General features: G+C 64.1%; 16 protein-coding genes. 13 read left to right on the top strand and 3 right to left on the bottom strand.

Features of this window, described 5'->3' with window-relative positions:
* Positions 1–165: 165 nt before the first annotated feature.
* The 4 genes from QZS21_RS06405 to QZS21_RS06390 all read left to right on the top strand — a co-directional run bounded on the left by QZS21_RS06405 (position 166) and on the right by QZS21_RS06390 (position 5,163).
* Complete coding sequence (locus QZS21_RS06405; protein ID WP_295581484.1) at positions 166–2,253, top strand: sodium-translocating pyrophosphatase; 2,088 nt, start codon at positions 166–168, stop codon at positions 2,251–2,253.
* 99 nt (positions 2,254–2,352) lie between these two features.
* On the top strand, positions 2,353–3,270 hold the full coding sequence (locus QZS21_RS06400; RefSeq protein WP_295581516.1) for a DUF3658 domain-containing protein: 918 nt from the start codon (positions 2,353–2,355) through the stop codon (positions 3,268–3,270).
* A 180-nt stretch (positions 3,271–3,450) separates the two neighbouring features.
* The gene (locus QZS21_RS06395) at positions 3,451–4,143 is read left to right on the top strand and encodes an iron-sulfur cluster assembly scaffold protein (protein ID WP_295581482.1); all 693 of its coding nucleotides are present in this window, start codon (positions 3,451–3,453) and stop codon (positions 4,141–4,143) included.
* Between the two features lie 21 nt (positions 4,144–4,164).
* Positions 4,165–5,163 carry a GGGtGRT protein gene (locus QZS21_RS06390; RefSeq protein ID WP_295581480.1) on the top strand — a complete coding sequence of 333 codons (999 nt, stop codon included), beginning with the start codon at positions 4,165–4,167 and terminating at the stop codon, positions 5,161–5,163.
* 114 nt (positions 5,164–5,277) lie between these two features.
* Here the strand turns inward: QZS21_RS06390 and QZS21_RS06385 are convergent, their stop codons facing one another.
* Complete coding sequence (locus tag QZS21_RS06385; RefSeq protein WP_295581477.1) at positions 5,278–7,566, bottom strand: helix-turn-helix domain-containing protein; 2,289 nt, start codon at positions 7,564–7,566, stop codon at positions 5,278–5,280.
* A gap of 418 nt (positions 7,567–7,984) precedes the next feature.
* Between QZS21_RS06385 and QZS21_RS06380 the strand changes: the two genes are divergently transcribed.
* From QZS21_RS06380 to QZS21_RS06350, 7 genes are all read left to right on the top strand, one after another.
* Positions 7,985–9,025, top strand: a complete 1,041-nt coding sequence (locus QZS21_RS06380) for a Gfo/Idh/MocA family protein (RefSeq protein ID WP_295581475.1) — start codon at positions 7,985–7,987, stop codon at positions 9,023–9,025.
* A gap of 7 nt (positions 9,026–9,032) precedes the next feature.
* Positions 9,033–11,381 (top strand): formate C-acetyltransferase/glycerol dehydratase family glycyl radical enzyme, encoded by a 2,349-nt coding sequence (locus QZS21_RS06375; protein WP_295581473.1) that lies wholly within the window; start codon positions 9,033–9,035, stop codon positions 11,379–11,381.
* Between the two features lie 15 nt (positions 11,382–11,396).
* Complete coding sequence (locus QZS21_RS06370; RefSeq protein ID WP_295581471.1) at positions 11,397–12,296, top strand: glycyl-radical enzyme activating protein; 900 nt, start codon at positions 11,397–11,399, stop codon at positions 12,294–12,296.
* Positions 12,297–12,358: 62 nt separating this feature from the next.
* Positions 12,359–13,396, top strand: a complete 1,038-nt coding sequence (locus tag QZS21_RS06365) for a TRAP transporter substrate-binding protein (RefSeq protein ID WP_295581469.1) — start codon at positions 12,359–12,361, stop codon at positions 13,394–13,396.
* 64 nt (positions 13,397–13,460) lie between these two features.
* Positions 13,461–13,979: a TRAP transporter small permease gene (locus QZS21_RS06360; RefSeq protein ID WP_295581467.1), complete on the top strand. Its 519-nt coding sequence runs from the start codon at positions 13,461–13,463 to the stop codon at positions 13,977–13,979.
* Positions 13,980–15,257 carry a TRAP transporter large permease gene (locus QZS21_RS06355; protein ID WP_295581465.1) on the top strand — a complete coding sequence of 426 codons (1,278 nt, stop codon included), beginning with the start codon at positions 13,980–13,982 and terminating at the stop codon, positions 15,255–15,257.
* Positions 15,258–15,360: 103 nt separating this feature from the next.
* Entirely contained in the window at positions 15,361–15,834 is a 474-nt protein-coding gene (locus QZS21_RS06350) for an RpiB/LacA/LacB family sugar-phosphate isomerase (RefSeq protein ID WP_295581463.1), read from the top strand.
* An 81-nt stretch (positions 15,835–15,915) separates the two neighbouring features.
* On the opposite strand, the gene pta is transcribed toward QZS21_RS06350, so the two are convergent.
* Positions 15,916–16,896, bottom strand: a complete 981-nt coding sequence (gene pta, locus QZS21_RS06345; protein ID WP_295581461.1) for a phosphate acetyltransferase — start codon at positions 16,894–16,896, stop codon at positions 15,916–15,918.
* A gap of 327 nt (positions 16,897–17,223) precedes the next feature.
* Here pta and QZS21_RS06340 point away from each other — a divergent pair, with 327 nt between their 5' ends.
* Positions 17,224–19,083 carry a M23 family metallopeptidase gene (locus tag QZS21_RS06340; RefSeq protein WP_295581459.1) on the top strand — a complete coding sequence of 620 codons (1,860 nt, stop codon included), beginning with the start codon at positions 17,224–17,226 and terminating at the stop codon, positions 19,081–19,083.
* 62 nt (positions 19,084–19,145) lie between these two features.
* On the opposite strand, the gene QZS21_RS06335 is transcribed toward QZS21_RS06340, so the two are convergent.
* Positions 19,146–19,832, bottom strand: a complete 687-nt coding sequence (locus QZS21_RS06335; protein WP_295581456.1) for a FadR/GntR family transcriptional regulator — start codon at positions 19,830–19,832, stop codon at positions 19,146–19,148.
* Between the two features lie 468 nt (positions 19,833–20,300).
* On the opposite strand from QZS21_RS06335, the gene QZS21_RS06330 reads away from it, so the two are divergent.
* A complete protein-coding gene (locus QZS21_RS06330) occupies positions 20,301–21,677 on the top strand; it encodes a GntP family permease (RefSeq protein ID WP_295581454.1) in 1,377 nt (458 codons plus the stop codon).
* Positions 21,678–21,785 lie beyond the last annotated feature (108 nt).

Below are 21,785 nucleotides of genomic sequence, written 5' to 3'. Positions count from 1 at the left end.
AAATGCAATAGAAATCTTGTAAGAAGATTGCAAAAAGTTTTTGGTCAAAACAGAAAACCACGTATGGTTACGCAACAAACGGGAAAATATTCCTTGAAAAACCGGCCAGCTATGCTAGAATGGAAAAAACCCATCCCATCAAACAACAATGGAGGAGTGGAGAACATGGACAACCTGTTCTGGATCGGATTTGCGGGGGCGGTGATCGCCGGCGCGTTTGCCTGGGCGCAGGCAAAGAAGGTACTGGCCTATTCCGAGGGCACCGAGAGAATGCAGAAGATCGCGGCCAGCATCCGCGCGGGGGCCAACGCCTACCTGCGCCAGCAGTACAGCACCGTGTGCAAGGTGTTTGCCGTGGTGTTTGTGATTCTGCTGGCCATCGCCTTCGGCTCCGGCGGGCGGATGCTCTCCCGGTTCACCCCGTTCGCCTTCGTCACCGGCGGCGTGTTCTCGCTGCTGGCCGGCTTCATCGGCATGAAAATCGCCACCAACGCCAACGCCCGCACGGCCCAGGCCGCCTCGGAGAGCCTGAACCGGGGACTGCGGGTGGCCTTCTCCTCCGGCTCCGTCATGGGCTTCACCGTGGTGGCCCTGGGGATGCTGGACGTCACCATGTGGTTCTTCCTCCTGCGCTGGGGCTTCGGCGTCACGGACCCCCTGGAGCTGGGCAACATCATGGTGATGAACGGCATGGGCGCCTCCTTCATGGCCCTGTTCGCCCGGGTGGGCGGCGGCATCTACACCAAGGCCGCCGACGTGGGCGCGGACCTGGTGGGCAAGGTGGAGGCCGGCATCCCGGAGGACGACCCCCGGAACCCCGCCACCATCGCCGACAACGTAGGTGACAACGTGGGCGACGTGGCCGGCATGGGCGCGGACCTGTACGAGTCCTATGTGGGCTCCATCCTGGCCACCTTCGCCCTGGGCGCCGCCGGCGGTTACGGCTTTGCCGGCATGCTGCTGCCCCTCTCCCTGGCGGCGGTGGGCATCGTCTGCTCCCTCGTCGGCTCCTTCTTCGTCCGCACCAAGGAGGATGCGGACCAGATGTCCCTGCTGCGCTCCCTGCGCACCGGGACGTACCTGGCGGCCATTCTCTCCGCCCTGGCCGCCGCGCCGCTGACCTACTTCACCGTGGGCAACTGGGGGGTGTACGTGGCCATTCTCTGCGGTCTTGCGGGGGGCTGCGCCATCGGCTACTTCACGGAGTACTACACCTCCGACAGCTACCGTCCCACCCAGGAGCTGGCGGCGGCCTCTGAGACCGGCTCCGCCACCATCATCATCGGCGGCATCTCCCTGGGCCTCAAATCCACCATGGCCTCCATCCTCATCGTGGCGGCGGCCACCCTCATCAGCTTCTTCGCCAGCGGCGGCGCCGCCTCCTTCAACGCCGGGCTCTACGGCATCGGCATCACCGCCGTGGGCATGCTGTCCACCCTGGGCATCACCCTGGCCACGGACGCCTACGGCCCCGTGGCGGACAACGCCGGCGGCATCGCGGAGATGAGCGGCCTGCCGGAGGAGGTCCGCCAGCGGACCGACGCCCTGGACTCCCTGGGCAACACCACCGCCGCCACCGGCAAGGGCTTCGCCATCGGCTCTGCCTCCCTCACCGCCCTGGCCCTGCTGGTGAGCTATGTGAACATCGTCCAGACCGGCACGGAGGAGGTGCTGGACCTGTCGCTGACCAACCCGCTGATTCTGGTGGGGTTGTTCCTGGGCGCCATGCTGACCTTCATCTTCTCCGCCTTCACCATGAGCGCCGTGCAGCGGGCGGCCCAGGACATCGTGGTGGAGGTCCGCCGCCAGTTCCGGGAGATCGCCGGCATCATGGACTACCAGACGGACCCAGAGTACGCCACCTGCGTGGCCCTGTGCACCAAGGGCGCCTTGCGGGAGATGGTGGCCCCGGCCCTGCTGGCCATCGTGGTGCCCATCCTCACCGGCTTCCTGCTGGGGCCGGTGGGCGTGGTGGGTCTGCTGGGCGGCGTGTCCGTCACCGGCTTTGCCATGGCGGTGTTCATGTCCAACGCCGGCGGCGCCTGGGACAACGCCAAGAAGTATATCGAGGGCGGCCACCACGGCGGCAAGGGCTCTCCCCAGCACAAGGCGGCCGTGGTGGGCGACACCGTGGGCGACCCCTTCAAGGACACCTCCGGCCCCTCGCTGAACATTCTCATCAAGCTGTGCTCCACCGTGTCCATCGTGTTCTCCGGATTGATTCTCACCTTCAATCTGATGAACCTGCTGTAAGATGCGGTTTTGCCAAGCCGCCCGCCCCGGAGGGGCGGGCGGCTTGTGCCGTTGCCGGGACCGTGATACGATCGAGAAAACAGGGGAGGGATCGCCGTGATGGAATTGGTATTTGACGAGAGCGCCGCAGGAAGCCTGCGACAGGCCAAAAGCCACCGCCCCGGGGACCGGGAGACGGTGGGCTGGAGCCCGGTCCTCCGGCCGGCGGAGGAAGGGGCGCCTCCGCTGAAGGCGCCCGCCCCTCGGTGGGAGGAGCGGGTCTGGCTCGGCCCGGATTTGGGCGGCGGCCCGGGTGAGGTGGTGTGCCTGTCCCTGGGGTTGTCCATGGGCCGCCTCTCCGGTATGGAGGACCCGTTGCTGTCGGAGCGGCGGGCGGTTCTGGAGGGGCTGTGGAGCGCCTTCCGGTCGGAGGCGGACTTCGGGGAGGACTGGCAGCGGCGGCTGGCGGAGCTGGAGCGGTTGAAGGCGGCGATCCGGGCGGGAGAGGCCGTCCGGATGTGGTATGCCCCCTGGTGCCCGGAGGACCGCTGCGGCGTGGCCTTTGCCTGCCGCCTGCTGGAGGGCGCGGATGTCCCTGTCAGCCAGGTCTGCCTGCCCCGGGAGCGGGTGCGGGGGGACGGCGCCGCCTGCGTCTACCGGGGACTGGGTGAGGTGGCGCCGGAGGCCCTGGCGCCCCTCTCGGCGGGGGAGGCGGTGCTGGCGCCGTCCCAGCGTCTGGCCCGGGCCATAGAGTGGCGCCGCCTGGCGGAGGAGAACGCCCCTCTGCGGGCGGTGGTCAACGGGGAGCTGGTGAGCGTACCGGCAGATTTTTACGATTTCGCCCTGCTGGCGGCCCTGCCTGCGGGGGAGACGGTGCCAATCGGCCCACTTCTGGGCCGGGTGCTCGGCGGCCTGCCCGGGGTGGGGGACGGGTGGCTCTATCTGCGGCTTCTGGCCCTGCGGGACGCCGGTGTGCTGCGGTGCACGCCGCCGGTGCGCCGGGACCGGCCCTATTCCGCCGCGGTGGGGCGGGCATGACGGAGCGGCCATTGTTGCCGCAGGAAAAACGGGCAAAAATTAACGGCTGGAAATTCGCCGGAACCGTCTCCCGTCGCTTGACAAGGTAATCGTTTACCGATATAATTAACACGGAAAACCTGCGGAAGCCGGGAAAAACGGCGCTCCGAACAATACATGTAAGGAAAGGAATGCACGAACATGATCTACTCTACCGAAGTGCAGAATATGTGCCCTGTGGCCAAGGGCGCGTACCATGGTCCGGCGCCCATCCCCGAGGAGGGCAAATGGGTCCAGGCCAAGGAAATCAAGGACATCTCCGGCCTGACCCACGGCGTGGGCTGGTGCGCCCCCCAGCAGGGCGCCTGCAAGCTGACGCTGAACGTGAAGGACGGCATCATCGAGGAGGCGCTGGTGGAGACGCTGGGCTGCTCCGGCATGACCCACTCCGCCGCCATGGCCAGCGAGATCCTCATCGGCAAGACGCTGCTGGAGGCGCTGAACACCGACCTGGTGTGCGACGCCATCAACACCGCCATGCGGGAGCTGTTTTTACAGATCGTCTATGGCCGCACCCAGACCGCCTTCTCCGAGGGGGGGCTGCCTGTGGGCGCCTCTCTGGAGGACTTGGGCAAGGGCCTGCGGAGCCAGGTGGGCACCATGTTCGCCACCAAGGCCAAGGGCCCCCGCTACCTGGAGATGGCCGAGGGCTACGTGACCCGGGTGGCGCTGAACGGCAGCGACGAGATCGTTGGATACGAGTTTATCAACCTGGGCAAGATGATGGACAGCATCAAAAAGGGCGTGGACGCCAACGAGGCCATGGAGAAGGCCAAGGGGCACTACGGCCAGTTTGAAAATGCCGCCAAGTACATCGACCCCCGCCACGAGTGAGAAAGGAAGGAGTTGAGAATCATGGCTCTGTTTGAAAGCTACGAGAGACGGATCGACAAAATTCAGTCCGTCCTGTCCCAATATGGAATTTCCAGCGTGGAGGAATGCCGGGAGCTCTGCACCGCCGCCGGCTTCGACCCCTATGAGATTGTCAAGGGCATTCAGCCCATCTGCTTTGAAAACGCCTGCTGGGCCTACTGCGTGGGCGCCGCCATCGCCCTGAAGAAGGGCGTGCAGACCGCCGCCGAGGCCGCCGAGTGCATCGGCGAGGGGCTGCAGGCCTTCTGCATCCCCGGGTCTGTTGCCGAGGACCGGAAGGTGGGCCTGGGTCACGGCAACCTGGGCGCTATGCTGCTGCGGGACGAGACCAAGTGCTTCGCCTTCCTGGCGGGACACGAGTCCTTCGCCGCCGCCGAGGGCGCCATCGGCATCGTCCGCAACGCCAACAAGGCCCGGCGGGAGCCCCTGCGGGTCATCCTCAACGGCCTGGGCAAGGACGCCGCCCAGATCATCTCCCGCATCAACGGCTTCACCTACGTGCAGACCCAGTTTGACTACTATACCGGCGAGCTGCGCGTGGTTCAGGAGATCCGCTACTCCGAGGGCGAGCGGGCGAACGTCCGCTGCTACGGCGCCGACGACGTCCGGGAGGGCGTGGCCATCATGCACAAGGAGGGGGTGGACGTGTCCATCACCGGCAACTCCACCAACCCCACCCGGTTCCAGCATCCGGTGGCCGGCACCTATAAGAAGGAGTGCATCGAGCAGGGGAAGAGGTACTTCTCCGTGGCCTCCGGCGGCGGCACCGGCCGCACCCTGCACCCCGACAACATGGCCGCCGGCCCCGCCAGCTACGGCATGACCGACACCATGGGCCGGATGCACTCCGACGCCCAGTTTGCCGGGTCCTCCTCCGTCCCCGCCCACGTGGAGATGATGGGCTTCCTGGGCATGGGCAACAACCCCATGGTGGGCGCCACCGTGGCGGTGGCCGTCGCCGTGGCCGAGAGCAAGAAGTAAGTCCCCGCCGGGAGACGGCCGGCGTACGCCGAACCGGCGGCAGACAGCGCAGCACCCCCCTGATGCAAGGTCCTCCTCTGCATCAGGGGGGTGTTTTGCGCGGCGGGAGGCCGGTCAGTCGAAGTCCTGCTCGTCGGGGGTCCGGTACTGCTTGCGGTACTCGCCGGGGGTGAGGCCCACCACCTTTTTGAACACACGGTTGAAGTTTTGGATGGTGTTGAAGCCCGTTTTGAAGCCGATCTCCTTGATCATGATGCGGGTGCGGATCAGCAGGTCCTTTGCGATCTGGATGCGGTAGATGTTCAGATAGGTGATGAGATTCTCCCCCGTGCACTCGGCGAAGATGCTGCTGAGGTACGTTTCGCTGATGCCGATGGCGTCTGCGATCTGGCGGATGGAGAGGCTGCTGTCGCTGTAATTTTGCTGCATGTACTCCTTGGCCTGGAGAGACAGCCGCAGCTGCCGGTTTTTCAGCCCCTTCTGGATGGTGTCCAGCAGGCCGGAGGTCTGCTCCGTCATGAAGCGGTAGATGTCGCCGGGGTCCGACAGGCCGTCCAGCTGGCGGAAGGTGGCGCCGCTGCCCGCGCCGCTTTTGGGGACGAGGGCCGCGGGCATGTTCAGCGTCCGCTCCACCAGAAGGTCCAGGATGCGGACGCAGGTCTGCCGGATGAAGGGCAGCTCCCGGGAGGGGACGCACACCTCCTTCAGCATCTGGGTCAGCAGGGTCTGGGCCAGCACAAAGTCGTGCCGGGAGAGATAGGCGTCGAACCGCTCCGCCTGGGAGGCGAAGTAGGCGGCCTGGCTGTCGCCGTCCTCCTCGCCCGCGGGCTCCCCGTGGCCCTCCGGGCCGCCCTCGGCTGCGTAGTAGAGGGTCTTCCGGAGGGTCTCCTTGGCCTCGTGATAGGAGAGGCTGAGATCGCTCAATGTCTGGCAGATCTCCCCGCAGGAGAGGAGAATCCCCTCGCTGACGGTGCGCAATTGCTGCTGGGCCTCGGAGAGAAACTGCTTTTTGATCTGGTTCATCTTGGCGGCGGAGAAGTTCGGGGCGTATTGCAGCACGAAGATGTTCCGGTCGCTGTCCGGCCGCAGGAAGTACAGGGTGCCCCACTCCGGCCGGATGGTCTGCAGCAACACCGCCTGCACCTGCCGGAAGAAAATGTAGTTCACCAAATTTCCGCTCTCCAGCGTGTGGAGGGATTTCATGATGAAGCACTGGTAGGCGCCTTGGGAGACCAGCGCGCTCTGCATGGCGTGGAGCTGCTGGTCCAGCGCGGCGCCCTGGGGGGCCCGGCCCGCGATCAGATCCAGCAGCAGATTGGATTCCAGCTCCGGCCGCGCCTGTAAGATGAAGTCCCGGGCGGCCCGCTGGTCGTTTTGCATCTGCTGGTAGGTGAGGGTCAGCATCTCCACCTCGCTGCGCCCTGCCCGGTCCGCCGGCGCGCTGGCCCGGGAGGGCAGGCGGTCCCGGGTGACCGACAGCAGGAGCTGGTTGATGGGCTTGTAGAACTGCTGGGCGATCAGCAGGGAGCAGACGAAGCCCACCGCCAGCAGAATCAGCAGGAAGGGCAGGATGCTCTTGAAATAGGTGCCCACGGAGAAGCGCATGGCCTGGGGGAAGGAGAGGAGATAGCTCCACTGGGAGTAGCCGGAGCGCAGGCGCACCGTCCCCAGGCCGCTGCCCTCCGCGCCGCTGCGGTAGAGGCGGGCGCCCTGGGCGGTTTGGATCTCCACCGCGTAGGGCGTGTCGGCGATGGTCTCCCCCAGCCGGGAGAACAGCTGCTCCGCGTTCACCTGGGCAATCAGAATTCCCAGAAACTGGCCGTTGCCGGAGATGAAGCCGTGGGTCAGGAAGATGGCGTCTTGGTAGACCACCAGCCCGGAGCGCTGGCGGTTTTTGACGTCGCTGAGCAGCGTCCAGTTGTCCTCGTCCAGACAGTAGGCCAGCACATCCGCGTAGTAGGAGTCCGCTTTGTTGGGAAGGGTGTAGCGGGAGGTCAGCAGGCCCTGGTTGGTGGTCTCGTAGAGGCAGATGTAATCCAGGTAGGCGGAGCTGTCCACGGTGGAGCGCAGCAGGGACATGATCTCAAAATTCCGGGTCACGTCGCTGAGGGTGGGGACCACGATGGCGTTCACCACATTGTCGTTTCGGGACAGGGTGATCACCGATTCGCTGAGGAAGTAGATGGAGTTGTCCAGCTTTTCCGAGACCTGCGACAGGTAGGAGTTCAGGGTCAGCTCCTGGGTCTTTGAAAAGTTCTGAAAGTACATGCGGTAGATGTAGGCGGAGAAGATGCCGATGAACAGCATGGCGAAGAGAATCAGCAAAAAGTAGAACAGGAAAAAGACGCTTTTGAGCTTGAACTGCCTGATCGTATGGATTGTGTCCAAATACCACCGCTTCATAGGGCTGCCTCCGTCTATCTGTCCCGCGTGGCGCGGATGAAAATCATAGGCGTATGTCGAAATTGCGTTCTTCATTATAGCATAGGCTGGTTGCTTTTACAAATTCACAACGGCGGCGGTTTTCCGCTGCCGTTGTGGGTTTTTGCCCACCCTCCGGCGGAGCGGAGTGAACAAATCTTTCAATCGGGACTGAAAAATATTTTCTGAAAGGGGCCGCGCCGGTCGAAAAACGTAAAAAATGCGCAGAATCGAAGAATTAGACTCTTTGCAAAATCTAAACACGACACTATGCTAAAAGCACAATCCGAAAAACAAAAACGCGCAGATGGTTGTACAGTTTTACAACGGCGCACAGGCAAGACGGGGATTCCGGCCCGGAATCCGATGGAAAACGACGGAGATAAAGGAGGCTGCCGCCATGGCGGATGATGTGATTGGCTGGGGAATGATCGGCTGCGGGGATGTCACGGAGGAGAAAAACGGCCCGGGGCTCTACCAGGCGGCCCACTCCCGCCTGGTGGGGGTGACCAACCGGACCCGCTCCCGGGCGGAGGACTGGGTGCGGCGCCACGGGGCGGGCAGCGTGTACGAGAGCGTGGAGGCGCTGCTGCGGGAGCCCCGGATCGACATTGTCTATGTGGCCACCACGCCGGACACCCACAGGCAGTACGCCATCGCCTGCGCGGAGGCGGGCAAGCACTGCTATCTGGAAAAGCCGGTGGCATTGTCCTATGAGGAGGCGGAGGACATCCGGAGGGCCTTTGAGGCCAGCGGCACGCGGATTTTTGTGGCCCATTACCGCCGGGGCATGAGCCGCTACAAGGAGCTGCGGCGGCTGCTGGCGGAGGGGGCCGTCGGCAAGGTACGGGGAATGCAGATCCTCCGCACCCAGGTGCAGACGCCGGAGGAGCGCCTCCCGGAGGCGGAGAAGCCCTGGCGGGTGCGCAGCGGGGTGTCCGGCGGCAGCCACTTCTTTGAAGGGGACATCCACATGCTGGACCTGGCGGACTACCTGGTGGGGCCGGCCAAGACGTTTCAGCTCCAGGTCTCCAACGAGACCGGGTATTACCGGGGGGAGGACGTGGTCTCCCTCTCCATGCTGACGGAGACGGGGGTCATGGTCTCGGGCCTCTGGTGCTATGCCGCCTGGGAGGCGCTGGACCGGGTGGTGATTTTCGGCGACGGCGGCACGGTCCAGTTTTCGTACGGGAAGAACACGGACCCCATCACCCTGGAGACGGCGGCGGGCGTCCGGCGGATCACCCCCTTTGTTCACCCCAACGTGGGCACCGAGCAGATTCAGGACATCGTGGACGAGCTGCGGGGCTGCGGCGCCTGCACCAGCACCCTGGCCGCCGCCATGCGCTCTTTGAAAATCACCGACGCCGCCGAAAAGCAGTGGGCCGCCTGCCGGCAGGCCCGGCGCTCCGGCGGGGCCGATCCAAAGGAAAAGGAGTGAGCGAGGGATGAACCAGAGAGTACAGCGCCTGCGGAGCAAAAATTTGGCCCAGACCCCGGAGATTTGCAGCCAGCGGGCGGCTATTGTGACGGAGGCCTACGAGGCATTTCGGGACCTCCCGGCGCCGCTGCTGCGGGCCAGGACCCTGGAAAAGCTTCTGGCGGAGATGTCCATCTGGATTGCGGAGGACGAGCTGATTGTGGGCAACCAGGCCGCCATGGCCAAGGGCACGCCCATCTTCCCGGAGTTTTCCGTGGACTGGATCCTCCGCGAATTGGACGAATTTGAGCAGCGCCCCTCCAACCGCTACCGCCTGTCGGAGGAGAACAAGGCAGTGCTGCGGGAGCTCCTGCCCAAGTGGGCGGGGAGAACGGTGAAGGACCGGGCGCTGAGCGTCATTCCCCAGGAGGCAAAGGAGGCCATGGCCTGCCAGGCGTTCTTGCTCTCCCCCCTCTCCTGCGGGCTGGGGCACATCAGCGTCAGCTATGAGACTCTCATCGACCGGGGGCTGGACGCCATCATCGACGAGCTGGAGGAGCGGAGGGCCCACTGCCTGCCGCAGAACGCGGCGGATCTGGAGCGGAGCGTCTTTTACGACGCCTGCCTGGTGGTCTGCCGGGCGATGATCGCCTTTGCCGGGCGCTTTGCGGCGCTGGCGGAGGAGCAGGCCCGGCAGGCGGCGCCGGAGAGACAGGCGGAGCTGCTGGAAATCGCCCGGGTCTGCCGGAAGGTGCCGGCCAGGCGGGCGGAGACGTTTCAGGAGGCGCTGCAGAGCTTCTGGTTTCTGCACCTCTGCCTGCAATTGGAGTCCAACGGGCACAGCATGTCCCCCGGGCGGTTCGACCAGTACACCCTGCGCTGCTATCAGTACGACCTGACCCACGGCGGCTCCGAGGCCCGTGCGGAGGAGCTGCTGGGATGCCTGTGGATCAAATTTGCGGAGATCAGCAAGCTGCGCGACTACACCGGCTCCCTGGCCTTCGGCGGCTATCCCATGTTTCAGAATCTGATTGTGGGCGGCGTGGACGCCCAGGGGCGGGACGCGGCCAACCCCGTCTCCCTGCTTTGCTGCAAAGTCACGGCGGAGCTGAAGCTGGCCCAGCCGTCCCTGTCCGTCCGGTGGCACAAAAACGGGTCGGAGGCCCTGAAGCGGGCGGCGGCGGAGGTGGCCCGGTCGGGCATCGGGATGCCGGCGTACTTCAACGACGAGGCCATCATCCCCATCCTGCGGAACATCGGCTGCTCGCTGGAGGAGGCCCGGGACTACTGTGAGGTGGGCTGCGTGGAGCCTCACGTGGCCGGGAAAATGGAGGGGATGTACTCCACCGGCTTCACCAACCTGTGCAAAATCCTGGAGTTGACGATTTTCAACGGGGAGGACCCCGTCAGCGGCAAACGGATCGGCATTCCCACGGGGGAGGCGTTCGAGGACTTTCACGACTTCTACAACGCCTACCGGCGGCAGCAGCGCCACTTCATGGACCTGCACGCACTGTGCGTGAACGCCGTGGAGTACGCCCACAGCGCCATGTGCCCCACGCCGCTGGTGTCCTGCTTTGTGGAGGACTGCATCGAGCGGGGAAAGGACATCCGCCACGGCGGCGCCCACTACAACTACACCTCCCCCAACGCCGTGGGCCTGGCCAATCTGGGGGACTCCATGCTGGTCATCCAGCGCAAGGTCTTCCAGGAGCGGAAGTACTCCATGGACGAGCTGCGGACCATGCTGCGCTGCAACTTTGCGGGGTATGAGACCGTGCGGCAGGAGTTATTGCACGACGTGCCCAAGTACGGCAACGACAACGACGAGGCGGACGCCATGGCCCGGCGGTGCGGGGAGGACTACTGCCGGGATTTTAAGCAGTACACCGGCTACCGCGGCGCCTCCTTCCAGCCGGGCCTACAGAGCATCTCCGCCCACGCGCTGTTTGTGGGCAGCCTGGGGGCCACCCCAGACGGCCGCACAAAGGAGATGCTGGTCTCCGACGGCGGCGTGTCCCCGGCCCAGGGACGCGACCTCTGCGGACCCACGGCGGAGATGCTGTCCGTGGCGAAGCTGAACCACTTTGAGGCCACCAACGGGGCGCTGCTCAACGTCAAATTCCACCCCACGGCGGTGCGGGGAGAGGCGGGGCTGGAAAACCTGTGCGCCCTGACCGACGCCTTCTTCACGCTGGGGGCCCAGCACGTCCAGTACAACGTGGTGGACAGCGAGGTGCTGCGGGACGCCCAGAAGCACCCGGAGAAGTACGGGGACCTGGTGGTGCGGGTGGCGGGATTCAGCGTGCTTTTCACCGCGCTGGACGTGGTGCTGCAAAACGACATCATCGAGAGGACCCAGCACACCTGCTGCTGAGGACAAGGTGCGGACATGGAAGGCATCATCTTTGACATCCAGCGCTTTTCCGTACACGACGGCCGGGGAATCCGGACCAACGTGTTCTTTAAGGGCTGCCCCCTCCATTGCGAGTGGTGCAGCAACCCGGAGTCCCAGAGCCCGTATCCCCAGCCGATGTACGACGAGAAGAAGTGCCTGCACTGCGGGCGCTGCGCCGCCGCCTGCCCGGAGGGGGCCGTCTTCCTGGAGCCGGCCTACCGCATCGACAGCGCCCGCTGCGCCCGCTGCCAGACCCGGGCCTGCGCCGCGGCGTGCTGCTCCACGGCGCTGACCATGGCGGGAAGGGCGTACTCCGCCGAGGAGATTGTCCGCCTCGTCCAGCGGGACGCCGTGTTTTTCAGCCGCTCCGGCGGCGGCATCACCATCTCCGGCGGCGAGGCGGTGATGCAGGGCGAATTTTTGGTGGAGCTGCTGCGCCGGTGCAAGGAGACGGGCATTGACACTGCGCTGGAGACGTGCAGCGCCTGCGGCTGGGAGAGCATCCGGCGCACGCTGCCCTATGTGGACACCTATTTGTGCGACGTCAAGCACACCGACCCGGAGAAGCTGCGGGCGGAGACGGGGGGCGACGCCCAGGTGCTGCTGGGCAACATCCGGCGCCTGGCGGAGAGCGGCGGGACGATCGTCGCCCGGGTCCCCATGATTCCGGGCTTCAATACGGACCGGGAAGAGGTCCTGGAGATCGGGCGGTTTCTCGCATCCTGCGGCATTCGGCGGGTGGAGGTTCTGAACTTCCACAAGCTGGGCGTTCCCAAGTACGCCAAGTGCTTCCTGGGCCGGACGCCCCGGGAGCGGATGCCCCTGACGGAGGAGGAACTGGCGGAGCGGGTGGCGCTGCTGCGGGGCCTGTCCCTGGACGCCGCCGTTGGATGACGGACAACTTTGTGTGAATTGGGCCGTGGAAGGCCTGATCAATAAAAAATGGAGGAATCAACATGAAAAAACTGGTCTCTTTGCTGCTGGCTTTGGGGATGGCGCTCAGCCTGGCGTCCTGCGGAAAATCCGGCGGCGGCCCCTCGGCCCCCGCAGACTCCGGCAACGCGGGCACTTCCGAACCGAGCGGTGAGCAGATTGTGCTGAAATTTGCCTGCGACGACACGACCACCTCCTCTTACTACATCGCGCTGGAGGAGTTCAAGAAAGAGGTGGAGGAGAAGTCCGGCGGTTCGATTGCCGTGGAGCTGTACGGTGACGCGGCGCTGGGCAACGCCACGGACACCATCGAGGGCATGCAGTTGGGGACGATTGAGTGCGTGTTCGCCTCCACCGCCGCCGTCTCCGCGTTTGTGCCGGAGTTCTACTATGTGGACGCCCCCTTCATCTTCCGGGATGCGGACCACGCCCACGCCGTGGTGGACGGGGAGATCGGCGACACGATTGCCCAGGCCTGCCTGGACCAGCAGGGCATCCGGGTGCTGGGCTGGTACGACACGGGCTTCCGCAACATCTACACCACGAAGGAAATCCGGTCCATCGACGATCTCAAGGGCCTGAAGATCCGCACCATGCAATCCGACCTGCACACCGCCACCTTTGAGGCCCTGGGCTGCCTGCCCACCCCCATGTCCTCCTCCGAGGTCTACACGGCGCTGTCCCAGAAGACCATTGACGCCGCCGAGAACTGCTACTCCTACGTGGTCAACCAGTCCATGTACGAGGTCTGCCCCTACATCATCAACACTGGCCACTTCTTCGCCTTCTGCGTCATCATGATCTCCGACAGCGTGTACCAGTCCATGACGCCGGAGCAGCAGGCGGTGGTGACCACCGCGGCGGAGAACAGCGTGGTGTTCCAGAGAGAGCTGATGGAGCAGCAGAACACCGATGCGGTTGCAACGCTGGAGGGCAAGGGCGTGGAGTTCATCGACCTGGACCGCGACGCCCTGCGGGAGGCCGTTCAGAACGTGTACAGCAGCTATGGCGACAAGCTGGATCCGGCCATCATGCAGTCCATCGAGGATACACAGGCGTAAAACGTGCGGCAGGGTGCCCGCCCCGCGGCGGGTACCCTGCGGTGCCGGGATAGGAGCTTTGCCAATGAAAAAAATCATGAAATTCTTGTCGGACTTTGAGTCGATGATCTGCGTCATCTGCTTCATCGTCATGGCCTGCGGGTGCTTTTTCCAGGTGCTCAACCGCAACATCTTCAAGATTCCCCTGAGCTGGACGGAGGAGCTCTCCCGCTTTGCCATGATCTGGATGGCGCTGCTGGGCTCGGAGATCGGCCTGCGGATGGGCAAGCAGATGAGCGTGGACGCCGTGGTGGCCCACCTGCCGTTTCTGCCCAAAAAGATCGTGGAGTGCTTCGGCTGCCTCATCAGCGCCGCGTTTGCCGGCGTCTCCGGCTACTATGCCATTCAGTTTGTCATCACCACGTACCAAAACGGGCAGCTCTCCAGCGCCATGAACTGGCCCATGTGGGCGGTCTACCTGATCCTGCCGGTGAGCCTGATCCTGATGGCTGCCTTTGAGGTGTGGGACTTTGGCCGCACGCTGCTGCGCAGGCGGGAGGACCCGCCCCGGCAGGAGACGACGGAAGAGGGAGGCGGTCTGTAAATGTCGACAGGAACGCTTGCGCTGCTGCTGTTCGGCCTGTTTGCCCTGCTGATGGTGATGAAGGTGCCGGTCTCCTACTGCCTGGGCATTGCCAGCACCGTCTGCCTGCTTGTGCTGGGCTATCCGCTGACGGTGGTCAGCCAGAAAATTTTCAACGCGCTAAACTCGTTTTCCATCATGGCGATTCCGCTTTTTATCCTGGGCGGAAACATCATGTCCGAGGGCGGCATCTCCAAACGGCTCATTGAATTCTGCGAGTCCCTGGTGGGCAATATCCGGGGCGGGTTGGCCTTTGTGGTCATTCTGGCCTGTGCGTTCTTCGCCGCGCTGTCCGGCTCCGGCCCCGCCACCGTGGTGGCCATCGGCAGCATGATGTATCCTGAGATGGTGAAGCGGGGCTATCCCAAGTACCAGGTGGCCGGACTGGTGTCGGTGGCCGGGGGCCTGGGGCCCATTATCCCGCCCAGCATCATCATGGTGGTCTACTGCACGATCACCCAGACCAACATCGCCAGCCTGTTCTCCGCCGGCTTTGTGGTGGGCGCCCTGCTGATTCTCGCCATGTGCCTGATCTCCGGGTTCATGTCCAAGAAGCACAACTGGCCCATCAGCGGGGACACCTTCTCCGTCCAAAAGGTGTGGCGGTCCTTCCGCCACTCCATCCTGGCGCTGATGATGCCGGTCATCGTCCTGGGCGGCATCTACTCCGGACTGTTCACCGCCACGGAGGCCGGCGCGGTTTCCGTGTTCTACTCCCTGGGGGTGGCCGTGTTCGTGTACCGGACGCTGACGTGGCGGGATCTGCTGAAGATCTTCAAGACCTCTGCGGTCTCCTGCTCCGTCATCCTCTTCATCATGGGGACCTCCACCGTGTTCTCCTGGCTGTTTACGGTCAGCGGCATTTCCGGCTGGATCGTCTCCACGGTGCAGGAGGCGGGCCTCGGGTACTACCCCGTGCTGCTGATCATCACCGTTGTGCTGCTGATCTTCGGCTTCTTCCTGGAGGGCATCGCCACGGTGACCATGCTGATTCCGCTGTTTTTGCCGATTGCCACCGCCGTGGGCATCGACGCGCTGCACCTGGGCATGATCGTGACCATGACCAACGTCATGGGCTGCATGACGCCGCCGGTGGCGAACAACATCTTTGCCTGCAGCACCTTCACCGGCCTGCCCATGGGGGAGATCAGCAAGGGCGAACTGCCCTACCTGGGCTGCTTCTTCGTGGTTTTGATGGTGGTGGTGTTCTGCCCCACGCTGGTGACGATGTTCGCCTGACGGGGAGGGAGGCTCGGACCGGCGGATTGCGCCCGCCGCCGCGAGGGCCCCTCCCCCTGAAAAAACCGCTGCTTGCGGGCGCCTGGAGAAAGGAATGGAATCTATGAAACTGGCAGTTGCTTCGGATTTTGCGGGCTTCTCCCTCAAAGAGGCGGTCAAGGCGCATCTGGTGGAGAGGGGCCATGAGGTGGTGGACCTGGGACAGCAGACGGCGGACCAGGAGATGGTCTACGTGGACGCGGCGGCCAACCTGGCCAGAGCCGTGCAGAGCGGGGCCTGCGAGCGGGGCATCGTGATGTGCGGCACCGGCGGCGGCGTCAGCATCCTGGCCAACAAATTCAAGGGGATTTACTGCGTGGCCTGCGAGAGCCTCTTCACGGCGCCCAAATCGGCGGTTTTGAATCACGCCAACGTGCTGGCCATGGGCGGCCGGGCCATTGGGCCGGCAAACGCCTGCGAGATGGTGGACGCGTGGCTGGACGCCAGCTTCTGCGGCGGGTTTGCGCCGGAGCGGGCATGCTTTGTGGGCGGCCTCTTTGAGCGCCTCCAGGCGATTGAGGCGGAAAACCTGAAGTGAGCCGCCCCGGCGGCGCCGGGGATAAAAAAGACGAGGGAGAACGCCCGCCGGGCGTTCTCCCTCGCTGTTTGATGTAAGTACTCAGTCCTCGCACAGGCCGGCGGTGATGATGGCCATGGAGTAGACCTCCTGGGCGTTGCAGCCCCGGGAGAGGTCGTTGATGGGGGCGTTCAGGCCCTGCAGGATGGGGCCGTAGGCGTCAAACGCGCCCATGCGCTGGCAGATCTTATAGCCGATGTTGCCGGCGTTGATGTCGGGGAAGATGAAGGTGTTGGCGTGGCCGGCCACGGCGGAGTCGGGGCACTTGGTGTGGGCCACGGTGGGGGAGACGGCGGCGTCGAACTGCAGCTCGCCCTCCATCACCAGGTCGGGGGCGGCGGCGCGGGCCTTCTCGAAGGCGCTGCGCATCTTGTCCACGTCCTCGCCCTTGCCGGAGCCCAGGGTGGAGTAGCTCAGGAAGGCGATCTTCGGGTCGATGCCGAAGAGCTTGGCGGTGGCGGCGGTCTCCAGGGCGATCTCCACCAGCTCATCGTCGGTGGGCTTGATGTTGATGGCGCAGTCGCCCATGGCCAGCACCTCCCGGTCGCCGGTGGCGGAGGGACGGACCAGAATGAAGCAGGAGGAGACGATCTTGCTGCCCGGCTTGGTCTTGATGATCTGCAGGGCGGGGCGGACGGTGTCGGCGGTGGAGTAGGTGGCGCCGCCCAGCAGGGCGTCGGCGTAGCCCATCTTCACCAGCATGGTGCCGAAGTAGTTGCCCTGCTTCAGGGCGGCGCGGCACTGCTCCGGGGTCATCTTGCCCTTGCGCAGGGCCACCATGGTGTCCACCATGGCGTCCATGCCCTCAAAGTTCTCGGGGTCGATGATCTCGGCGCCGCGGATGTTGAAGCCGATCTCCTCGGCGATCCGCTGCACCTCCTCCGCGTTGCCCACCAGAACCGGGGTCAGGAAGGTTCCGGACAGCAGGCGGGCGGAGGCCTCCAGGATGCGGGGATCGGTGCCCTCGGTGAACACGATCTTGCGGGGATGGGCCTTCAGCTTCTTGATGAGAAACTCAAACATGCTTCATTTCCTCCAAATGTGTCAAAATTGGGAAAAATTCATACTATGTTCATTATACACGACTGGGGTGTGGGGTCAATCTAAAAATGAGAGCTTCTTTACAAAAATTTGCGATCTGCCGGCCGCTCCTTCGGGCAAATGTGCAAAAGCCATCAAGCCCATCCTAGATAATGTGTGGGGGAAACCCCTTAAAACACAAGAAATAGAGAACTTTTTGATAGAAAAGAGGGTTGACGGAACGGGGAAAAAGAGGTATGATTACAAACGGTAACAAATTGTAACTATTTTGGAAACCCTCTGGTCGTCTGATGATCTGATAGGAGTCATATGAGTCAGGATTTGAAGAAGCGAAACGAGACGCCCCCCCGGGGCGGCAAGCGGCTGGCCCAGGAACAGGGCCGCCACGCCCAGGAGCCCCCGCGGGCCGACCCCGCCCGGCGGGAAGAGCGCCGGGAGAAGACCCGCGCCGCCGCCCAGACCGCCGTCAAGGAGCGGCCGGCGGAACAGAGCCGGGGCATGGAGCGGACAGCGGGGCGGAAACGGCCCGAGGCGGAACTGGCCGGGACCGGCCCGGAGCGCCCCCGGCGGAAGCCCCGGAAGGAGCTCCACCCCCTGGTGGCCCTCTACCTGGCGGCGGAACACGAGATGACCCGGGCCAAGCGCCGCTGGCGCCACATCGTCCGGGAGAAGCGGGCCCACAACTTCCCGGAGTCGGAGCGGCTGCCCATTCAGCTGCTGCTGTTCGGCTGGTGCATGCTGCCCATGCTGGGCAGCGTGCTGCGGGAGCACACCTGGGGCCGCCGCCGGCGGGCCGCCCACCAGAAGTCCGCGGCGCGGCTCTGGCTGGATGCCCACAAGCTCCACCCCGCCGCCTTTTTGGGCGGCGCCTGCGCCCTGGCCGCCGTGGCCATGTTCTGCTCCGTCTACACCGTGGGCACCACCGTCCGCTACAACGGCGAGGTGATCGCCGCCGTCAGCTCCGAGAGCGCGGCGGAGACGGTCCGCTCCGACCTGGAGCAGGTGACTACCCGGACGCTGGGGGAGCGATTCACCATTGACGATTCCCTCATCCAGTACTCCTCCGGCCTGCTGCGGCGGCAGGAGGTGGTGGATGAGGACACCTTCGAGGAGGACCTCTCCCAGCAGATCGGCCTGGTGACCGCGGCCTACTGCCTGTATGTGGACGGGGAGCGCATCGGCGCCACCCCCTACGAGGGCGCGCTGGAGGAGCTGCTCAAGCAGCTCAAGAGCGCCTCCACCAACGAGGGTACCATCTCCTGCGAGTTTGCCGAGTCGGTGGAGATCAAGCAGGAGTACGTCCCCACCGACGAGATCATGAACCTGGGCTATCTGGCGGAGACGCTGTACAGCACCAAGACCGCCGAGGTGACCTACGAGGTGAAGAAGGGGGACACCTGGTCCCAGATCGCCAACAGCCACGACCTCACCTCCAAGGAGCTGCTGGCCCTGAACCCCGGCTACAACATCAACAAGCTGCAAATCGGCGAAGTGCTGACCCTGTCCGCCTCCGTGCCCTACCTGACGCTGACGGTGGTGGAGCGGGAGCGGTACGTGGACGACGTGAACTTCGACATCGTGTACACCGACAGCGCCGACATGTGGAAGGGCGATGAGAAGGTGACCTCCGCCGGACAGTACGGCGCCGCCGACGTGGTGGCCAACGTCACCTACGTCAACGGCGAGGAGACGGAGCGGACCATTCTCTCCTCCGTGACGCTGCGGGAGCCCGTGACGGAGCAGCGGCTCCGGGGCACCAAGGAGCGGCCCACCTGGCATCCCACCGGCACCTTCCGCTGGCCCACCACCGGCCGCATCACCTCCTCCTTCGGCGGGCGGAAGTCCCCCGGCGGCATCGGCTCCACCAACCACAAGGGCATCGACATCGCCGGCCGGTACGGCAGCCCCATCTACGCCGCGGACGGCGGCACCGTCACCTACGCGGGCTGGATGGGCGGCTACGGCTACCTGGTGCAGATCGACCATGGCAACGGCTACGTGACTTATTACGGCCACAACAGCAGCCTGATCGTCTCCGTGGGCCAGCACGTCTACAAGGGCCAGCAGGTGGCCCGGATGGGCTCCACCGGCAACTCCACCGGCAACCACTGCCACTTTGAGGTGCGGTACAACGGCGTGGCCAAAAATCCGCTGAACTACCTCCCCTGATTCCCCCAAGCAAACAGCGCCCGGATATCCGTCAGGATATCCGGGCGCTTTGATTTTTGGATTTATTGAAAGAACATGTTCCAGGTGGCCTCCACGTGCGCCTCCATCGTCCGGCGGCAGGCGGCGGCGTCCCGGCGGCGGAAGGCATCCAGCAGCAGCCCGTGGTAGTAGAGGCCGCTGGCGGTGCCCTTGGTGGTGCCGATGTTGTGCCAGCAGCTGCGCATGACGCTGTTCTGCACGCGGTAGATGGCCTCCACCATGGGGTTTTGGGTCATGGTTCCGATCAGCATGTGAAATTCAAAGTCGAAGCCGGAGTGCTCCTTGATGTTGCCGGCGGCGGTCTCCTGCATCCGGCGGTACAGGGCCTCCATCTGGCGGAGCTGGGCGTCGGTGGCCCGGGTGGCCGCCAGCTCCGCCACCGGCCCCTCGAACAGCCGCCGGAACTCCATCACGGAGCGGAGGGAGTCCTCTGCCAGATAGATGTCGGGAATGGAGCCCAGAACCAGGTCCCGGAGGCCCGGCTGCTTGACGAAGGAGCCGTCGCCGCTGCGGGTTTCAATCAGCCCCTGGGCGGAAAGGGCCTGGAGGGCCTGCCGGATGGAGACCCGGCTGACCTGGAAGATGTCGGACAGCTCGTGCTCGGAGGGCAGCCGCTCCCCGGCCCTCCACTTTCCCTCCAGAATCTGCTGCTTCATCTGCTCCTCGATCTGGGCGGACAGCTTGACGCGCTGGACGGGCTTCAGGCTCATGGCGGTTCTCCTCGCTTTCTCCGGAACGGGTTGGTGGTATGACAAGCAGTCATTGTGAATAGTATAAGCCGGAAGGGGGCGGGTTGCAAGAGCGGGGGCGGCAGAATGTCCCTGTTAAAACTGCATAAAGATTGTGTCGGATTTCGGCGTTTCCCCCAAAAGCACTGGCCAAAAAAATGCGGGAGGTTTTCAATAAAATGCAGAAATATGAAAAAAGAGGGGAAAATCTGGAAAAAATGCGGCGGATATATTCTGAAAGGTGGTTTTTGACAGTTTGACGCCTCCTAGGAAATTTTTCTTGAAATCCCCAGATGGGACTGCTATAGTAAAAGCACAAAGTGGCCGCCGCGGGGCCGCGGAGGGAGCGGACCGCCCTGTTGAGAAGCAGGTTGCTTTTTTACCCCATAACCTGTATGACAAGCATCCAAGCAATCAGCGTGGCGGATTAAGTCAAAAAATGGAGGGAACATGATGAGTAACATAGGATTGATCGTATTGCTGGTAGCATCCATCGCCGTCATTCTGGTCCTGGTCATGAAACTGAAGATGAACCCCGCGGTGAGCCTGCTGGTGGCCTGCCTGGTGATGGGCATCGGCTCCGGCATGAGCCTCTCCGACGTGGCCGCCGCCATTGACGAGGGCTTCGGCAGCTTTATGCAGAGCACCGGCCTTTCCATCGGCCTGGGCATCATCATGGGCCAGCTGCTGTACGACTACGGCGGGGCCAACAGCATCGCCCGCTCCGTGCTGCGGGCCTTTTCCAAGCAGAAGGCGTTTTACGCCCTGGCTGTGGCGGCCTTCATCATCTCCATCCCCGTATTCTATGACGTGACCTTCATCCTCCTGGCCCCGCTGGCCATCGCCATGGCCCGGGAGATGAAAAAGCCCATCTTCCTGGTGGTCACGGCTCTGACCGCCGGCGGCGTCATCACCCACACCTGCGTGCCGCCCACCTCCGGCCCTCTGGCCTGCGCGGGCATCATGGGCGTGGACACGGGCCTGATGATCCTGGTGGGCGTGGTGGTGGGCGCCATCGCCATGCTGGTCACCTTGAAGGTCATGTTCGCCTTCTTCAAGGAGCGGGCCGACGGCAGCGTTTCCCACTGGAATCCCGCCGCCGACGAGACCGGCGAGATGAAGGAGAGCGACTTCGTGCCGCCCCTGATGGCGGATGAAAGCAAGGCCCCCGGCGCCTTCGTGTCCATGCTGCCCATTCTGACCCCCGTGGTCCTGCTGCTGCTGAACACCGTGTGGACCCTGATCGCGCCGGACGGCGTGCCCGCCCTGGTGGGCTTTTTGGGCAGCAAGACCATCTCCATGCTGATGGGCGTGTTCGTGGCCATGATCATCGGCAAGAGCCGCATGGAGTGGAGCGTCATCTCCGACTCCGCCCTCCGGGCTCTGGCCTCCTCCGGCCTGGTGCTGCTGATCACCGGCGCCGGCAGCTCCTTCGGTAAGGTCCTCAGCTACAGCGGCGTGGCCGACGCCATCACCGGCGGCCTCACCAGCATGGACGTGGGCGCCGTGGGCATGTGCGTCATCGCCTATCTGGTGGCGCTGGTGCTGCGGGTGGCCCAGGGCTCCGCCACCGTGGCCTGCACCACCTCCTGCAGCATCATGGCGGCCTCCGTGGCGGCCATGGGTTTCAACCCGCTGTTCATCACCATGGCGGCCTGCGCCGGCGGTATGTCCATCGGCCACGTCAACGACTCCGGCTTCTGGATCATGACCAGCAACTGCGGATTGACGGTGCGGGGCGGCCTGAAAGCCGTCACCATGACGGAGTTCGTCAGCTCCCTGGTGATTCTGGCGGAGTGCATGGCCGTGAGCATTTTCATCCACTAACCCTCAGCTTACACTAAATAGAAAAGAGGAACAAATTCACATGCATACATTTCAATACGGCGTGGCCTGTTCGCTGAACGAGGCGCCGGTCACCGCACCCATCATCTT

Origin of the sequence: uncultured Oscillibacter sp., assembly GCF_900544955.1 — a bacterium.
Taxonomy (GTDB): domain Bacteria; phylum Bacillota; class Clostridia; order Oscillospirales; family Oscillospiraceae; genus Oscillibacter.
Note: the sequence above shows the minus strand (reverse complement) of the source record. Positions and strands in the feature narration are given on the sequence as shown.

What these genes read in the sequence shown, in the direction of transcription:
- QZS21_RS06365 (WP_295581469.1), top strand. Translation starts at nt 12,359, where the DNA reads ATGAAAAAACTGGTCTCTTTGCTGCTGGCTTTGGGGATGGCGCTCAGC.
- QZS21_RS06360 (WP_295581467.1), top strand. Translation starts at nt 13,461, where the DNA reads ATGAAAAAAATCATGAAATTCTTGTCGGACTTTGAGTCGATGATCTGC.
- QZS21_RS06405 (WP_295581484.1), top strand. Translation starts at nt 166, where the DNA reads ATGGACAACCTGTTCTGGATCGGATTTGCGGGGGCGGTGATCGCCGGC.
- QZS21_RS06350 (WP_295581463.1), top strand. Translation starts at nt 15,361, where the DNA reads ATGAAACTGGCAGTTGCTTCGGATTTTGCGGGCTTCTCCCTCAAAGAG.
- QZS21_RS06385 (WP_295581477.1), bottom strand. Translation starts at nt 7,566, where the DNA reads ATGAAGCGGTGGTATTTGGACACAATCCATACGATCAGGCAGTTCAAG.
- QZS21_RS06390 (WP_295581480.1), top strand. Translation starts at nt 4,165, where the DNA reads ATGGCTCTGTTTGAAAGCTACGAGAGACGGATCGACAAAATTCAGTCC.
- QZS21_RS06370 (WP_295581471.1), top strand. Translation starts at nt 11,397, where the DNA reads ATGGAAGGCATCATCTTTGACATCCAGCGCTTTTCCGTACACGACGGC.
- QZS21_RS06400 (WP_295581516.1), top strand. Translation starts at nt 2,353, where the DNA reads ATGGAATTGGTATTTGACGAGAGCGCCGCAGGAAGCCTGCGACAGGCC.
- QZS21_RS06335 (WP_295581456.1), bottom strand. Translation starts at nt 19,832, where the DNA reads ATGAGCCTGAAGCCCGTCCAGCGCGTCAAGCTGTCCGCCCAGATCGAG.
- pta (WP_295581461.1), bottom strand. Translation starts at nt 16,896, where the DNA reads ATGTTTGAGTTTCTCATCAAGAAGCTGAAGGCCCATCCCCGCAAGATC.
- QZS21_RS06330 (WP_295581454.1), top strand. Translation starts at nt 20,301, where the DNA reads ATGATGAGTAACATAGGATTGATCGTATTGCTGGTAGCATCCATCGCC.
- QZS21_RS06340 (WP_295581459.1), top strand. Translation starts at nt 17,224, where the DNA reads ATGAGTCAGGATTTGAAGAAGCGAAACGAGACGCCCCCCCGGGGCGGC.
- QZS21_RS06380 (WP_295581475.1), top strand. Translation starts at nt 7,985, where the DNA reads ATGGCGGATGATGTGATTGGCTGGGGAATGATCGGCTGCGGGGATGTC.
- QZS21_RS06355 (WP_295581465.1), top strand. Translation starts at nt 13,980, where the DNA reads ATGTCGACAGGAACGCTTGCGCTGCTGCTGTTCGGCCTGTTTGCCCTG.
- QZS21_RS06375 (WP_295581473.1), top strand. Translation starts at nt 9,033, where the DNA reads ATGAACCAGAGAGTACAGCGCCTGCGGAGCAAAAATTTGGCCCAGACC.
- QZS21_RS06395 (WP_295581482.1), top strand. Translation starts at nt 3,451, where the DNA reads ATGATCTACTCTACCGAAGTGCAGAATATGTGCCCTGTGGCCAAGGGC.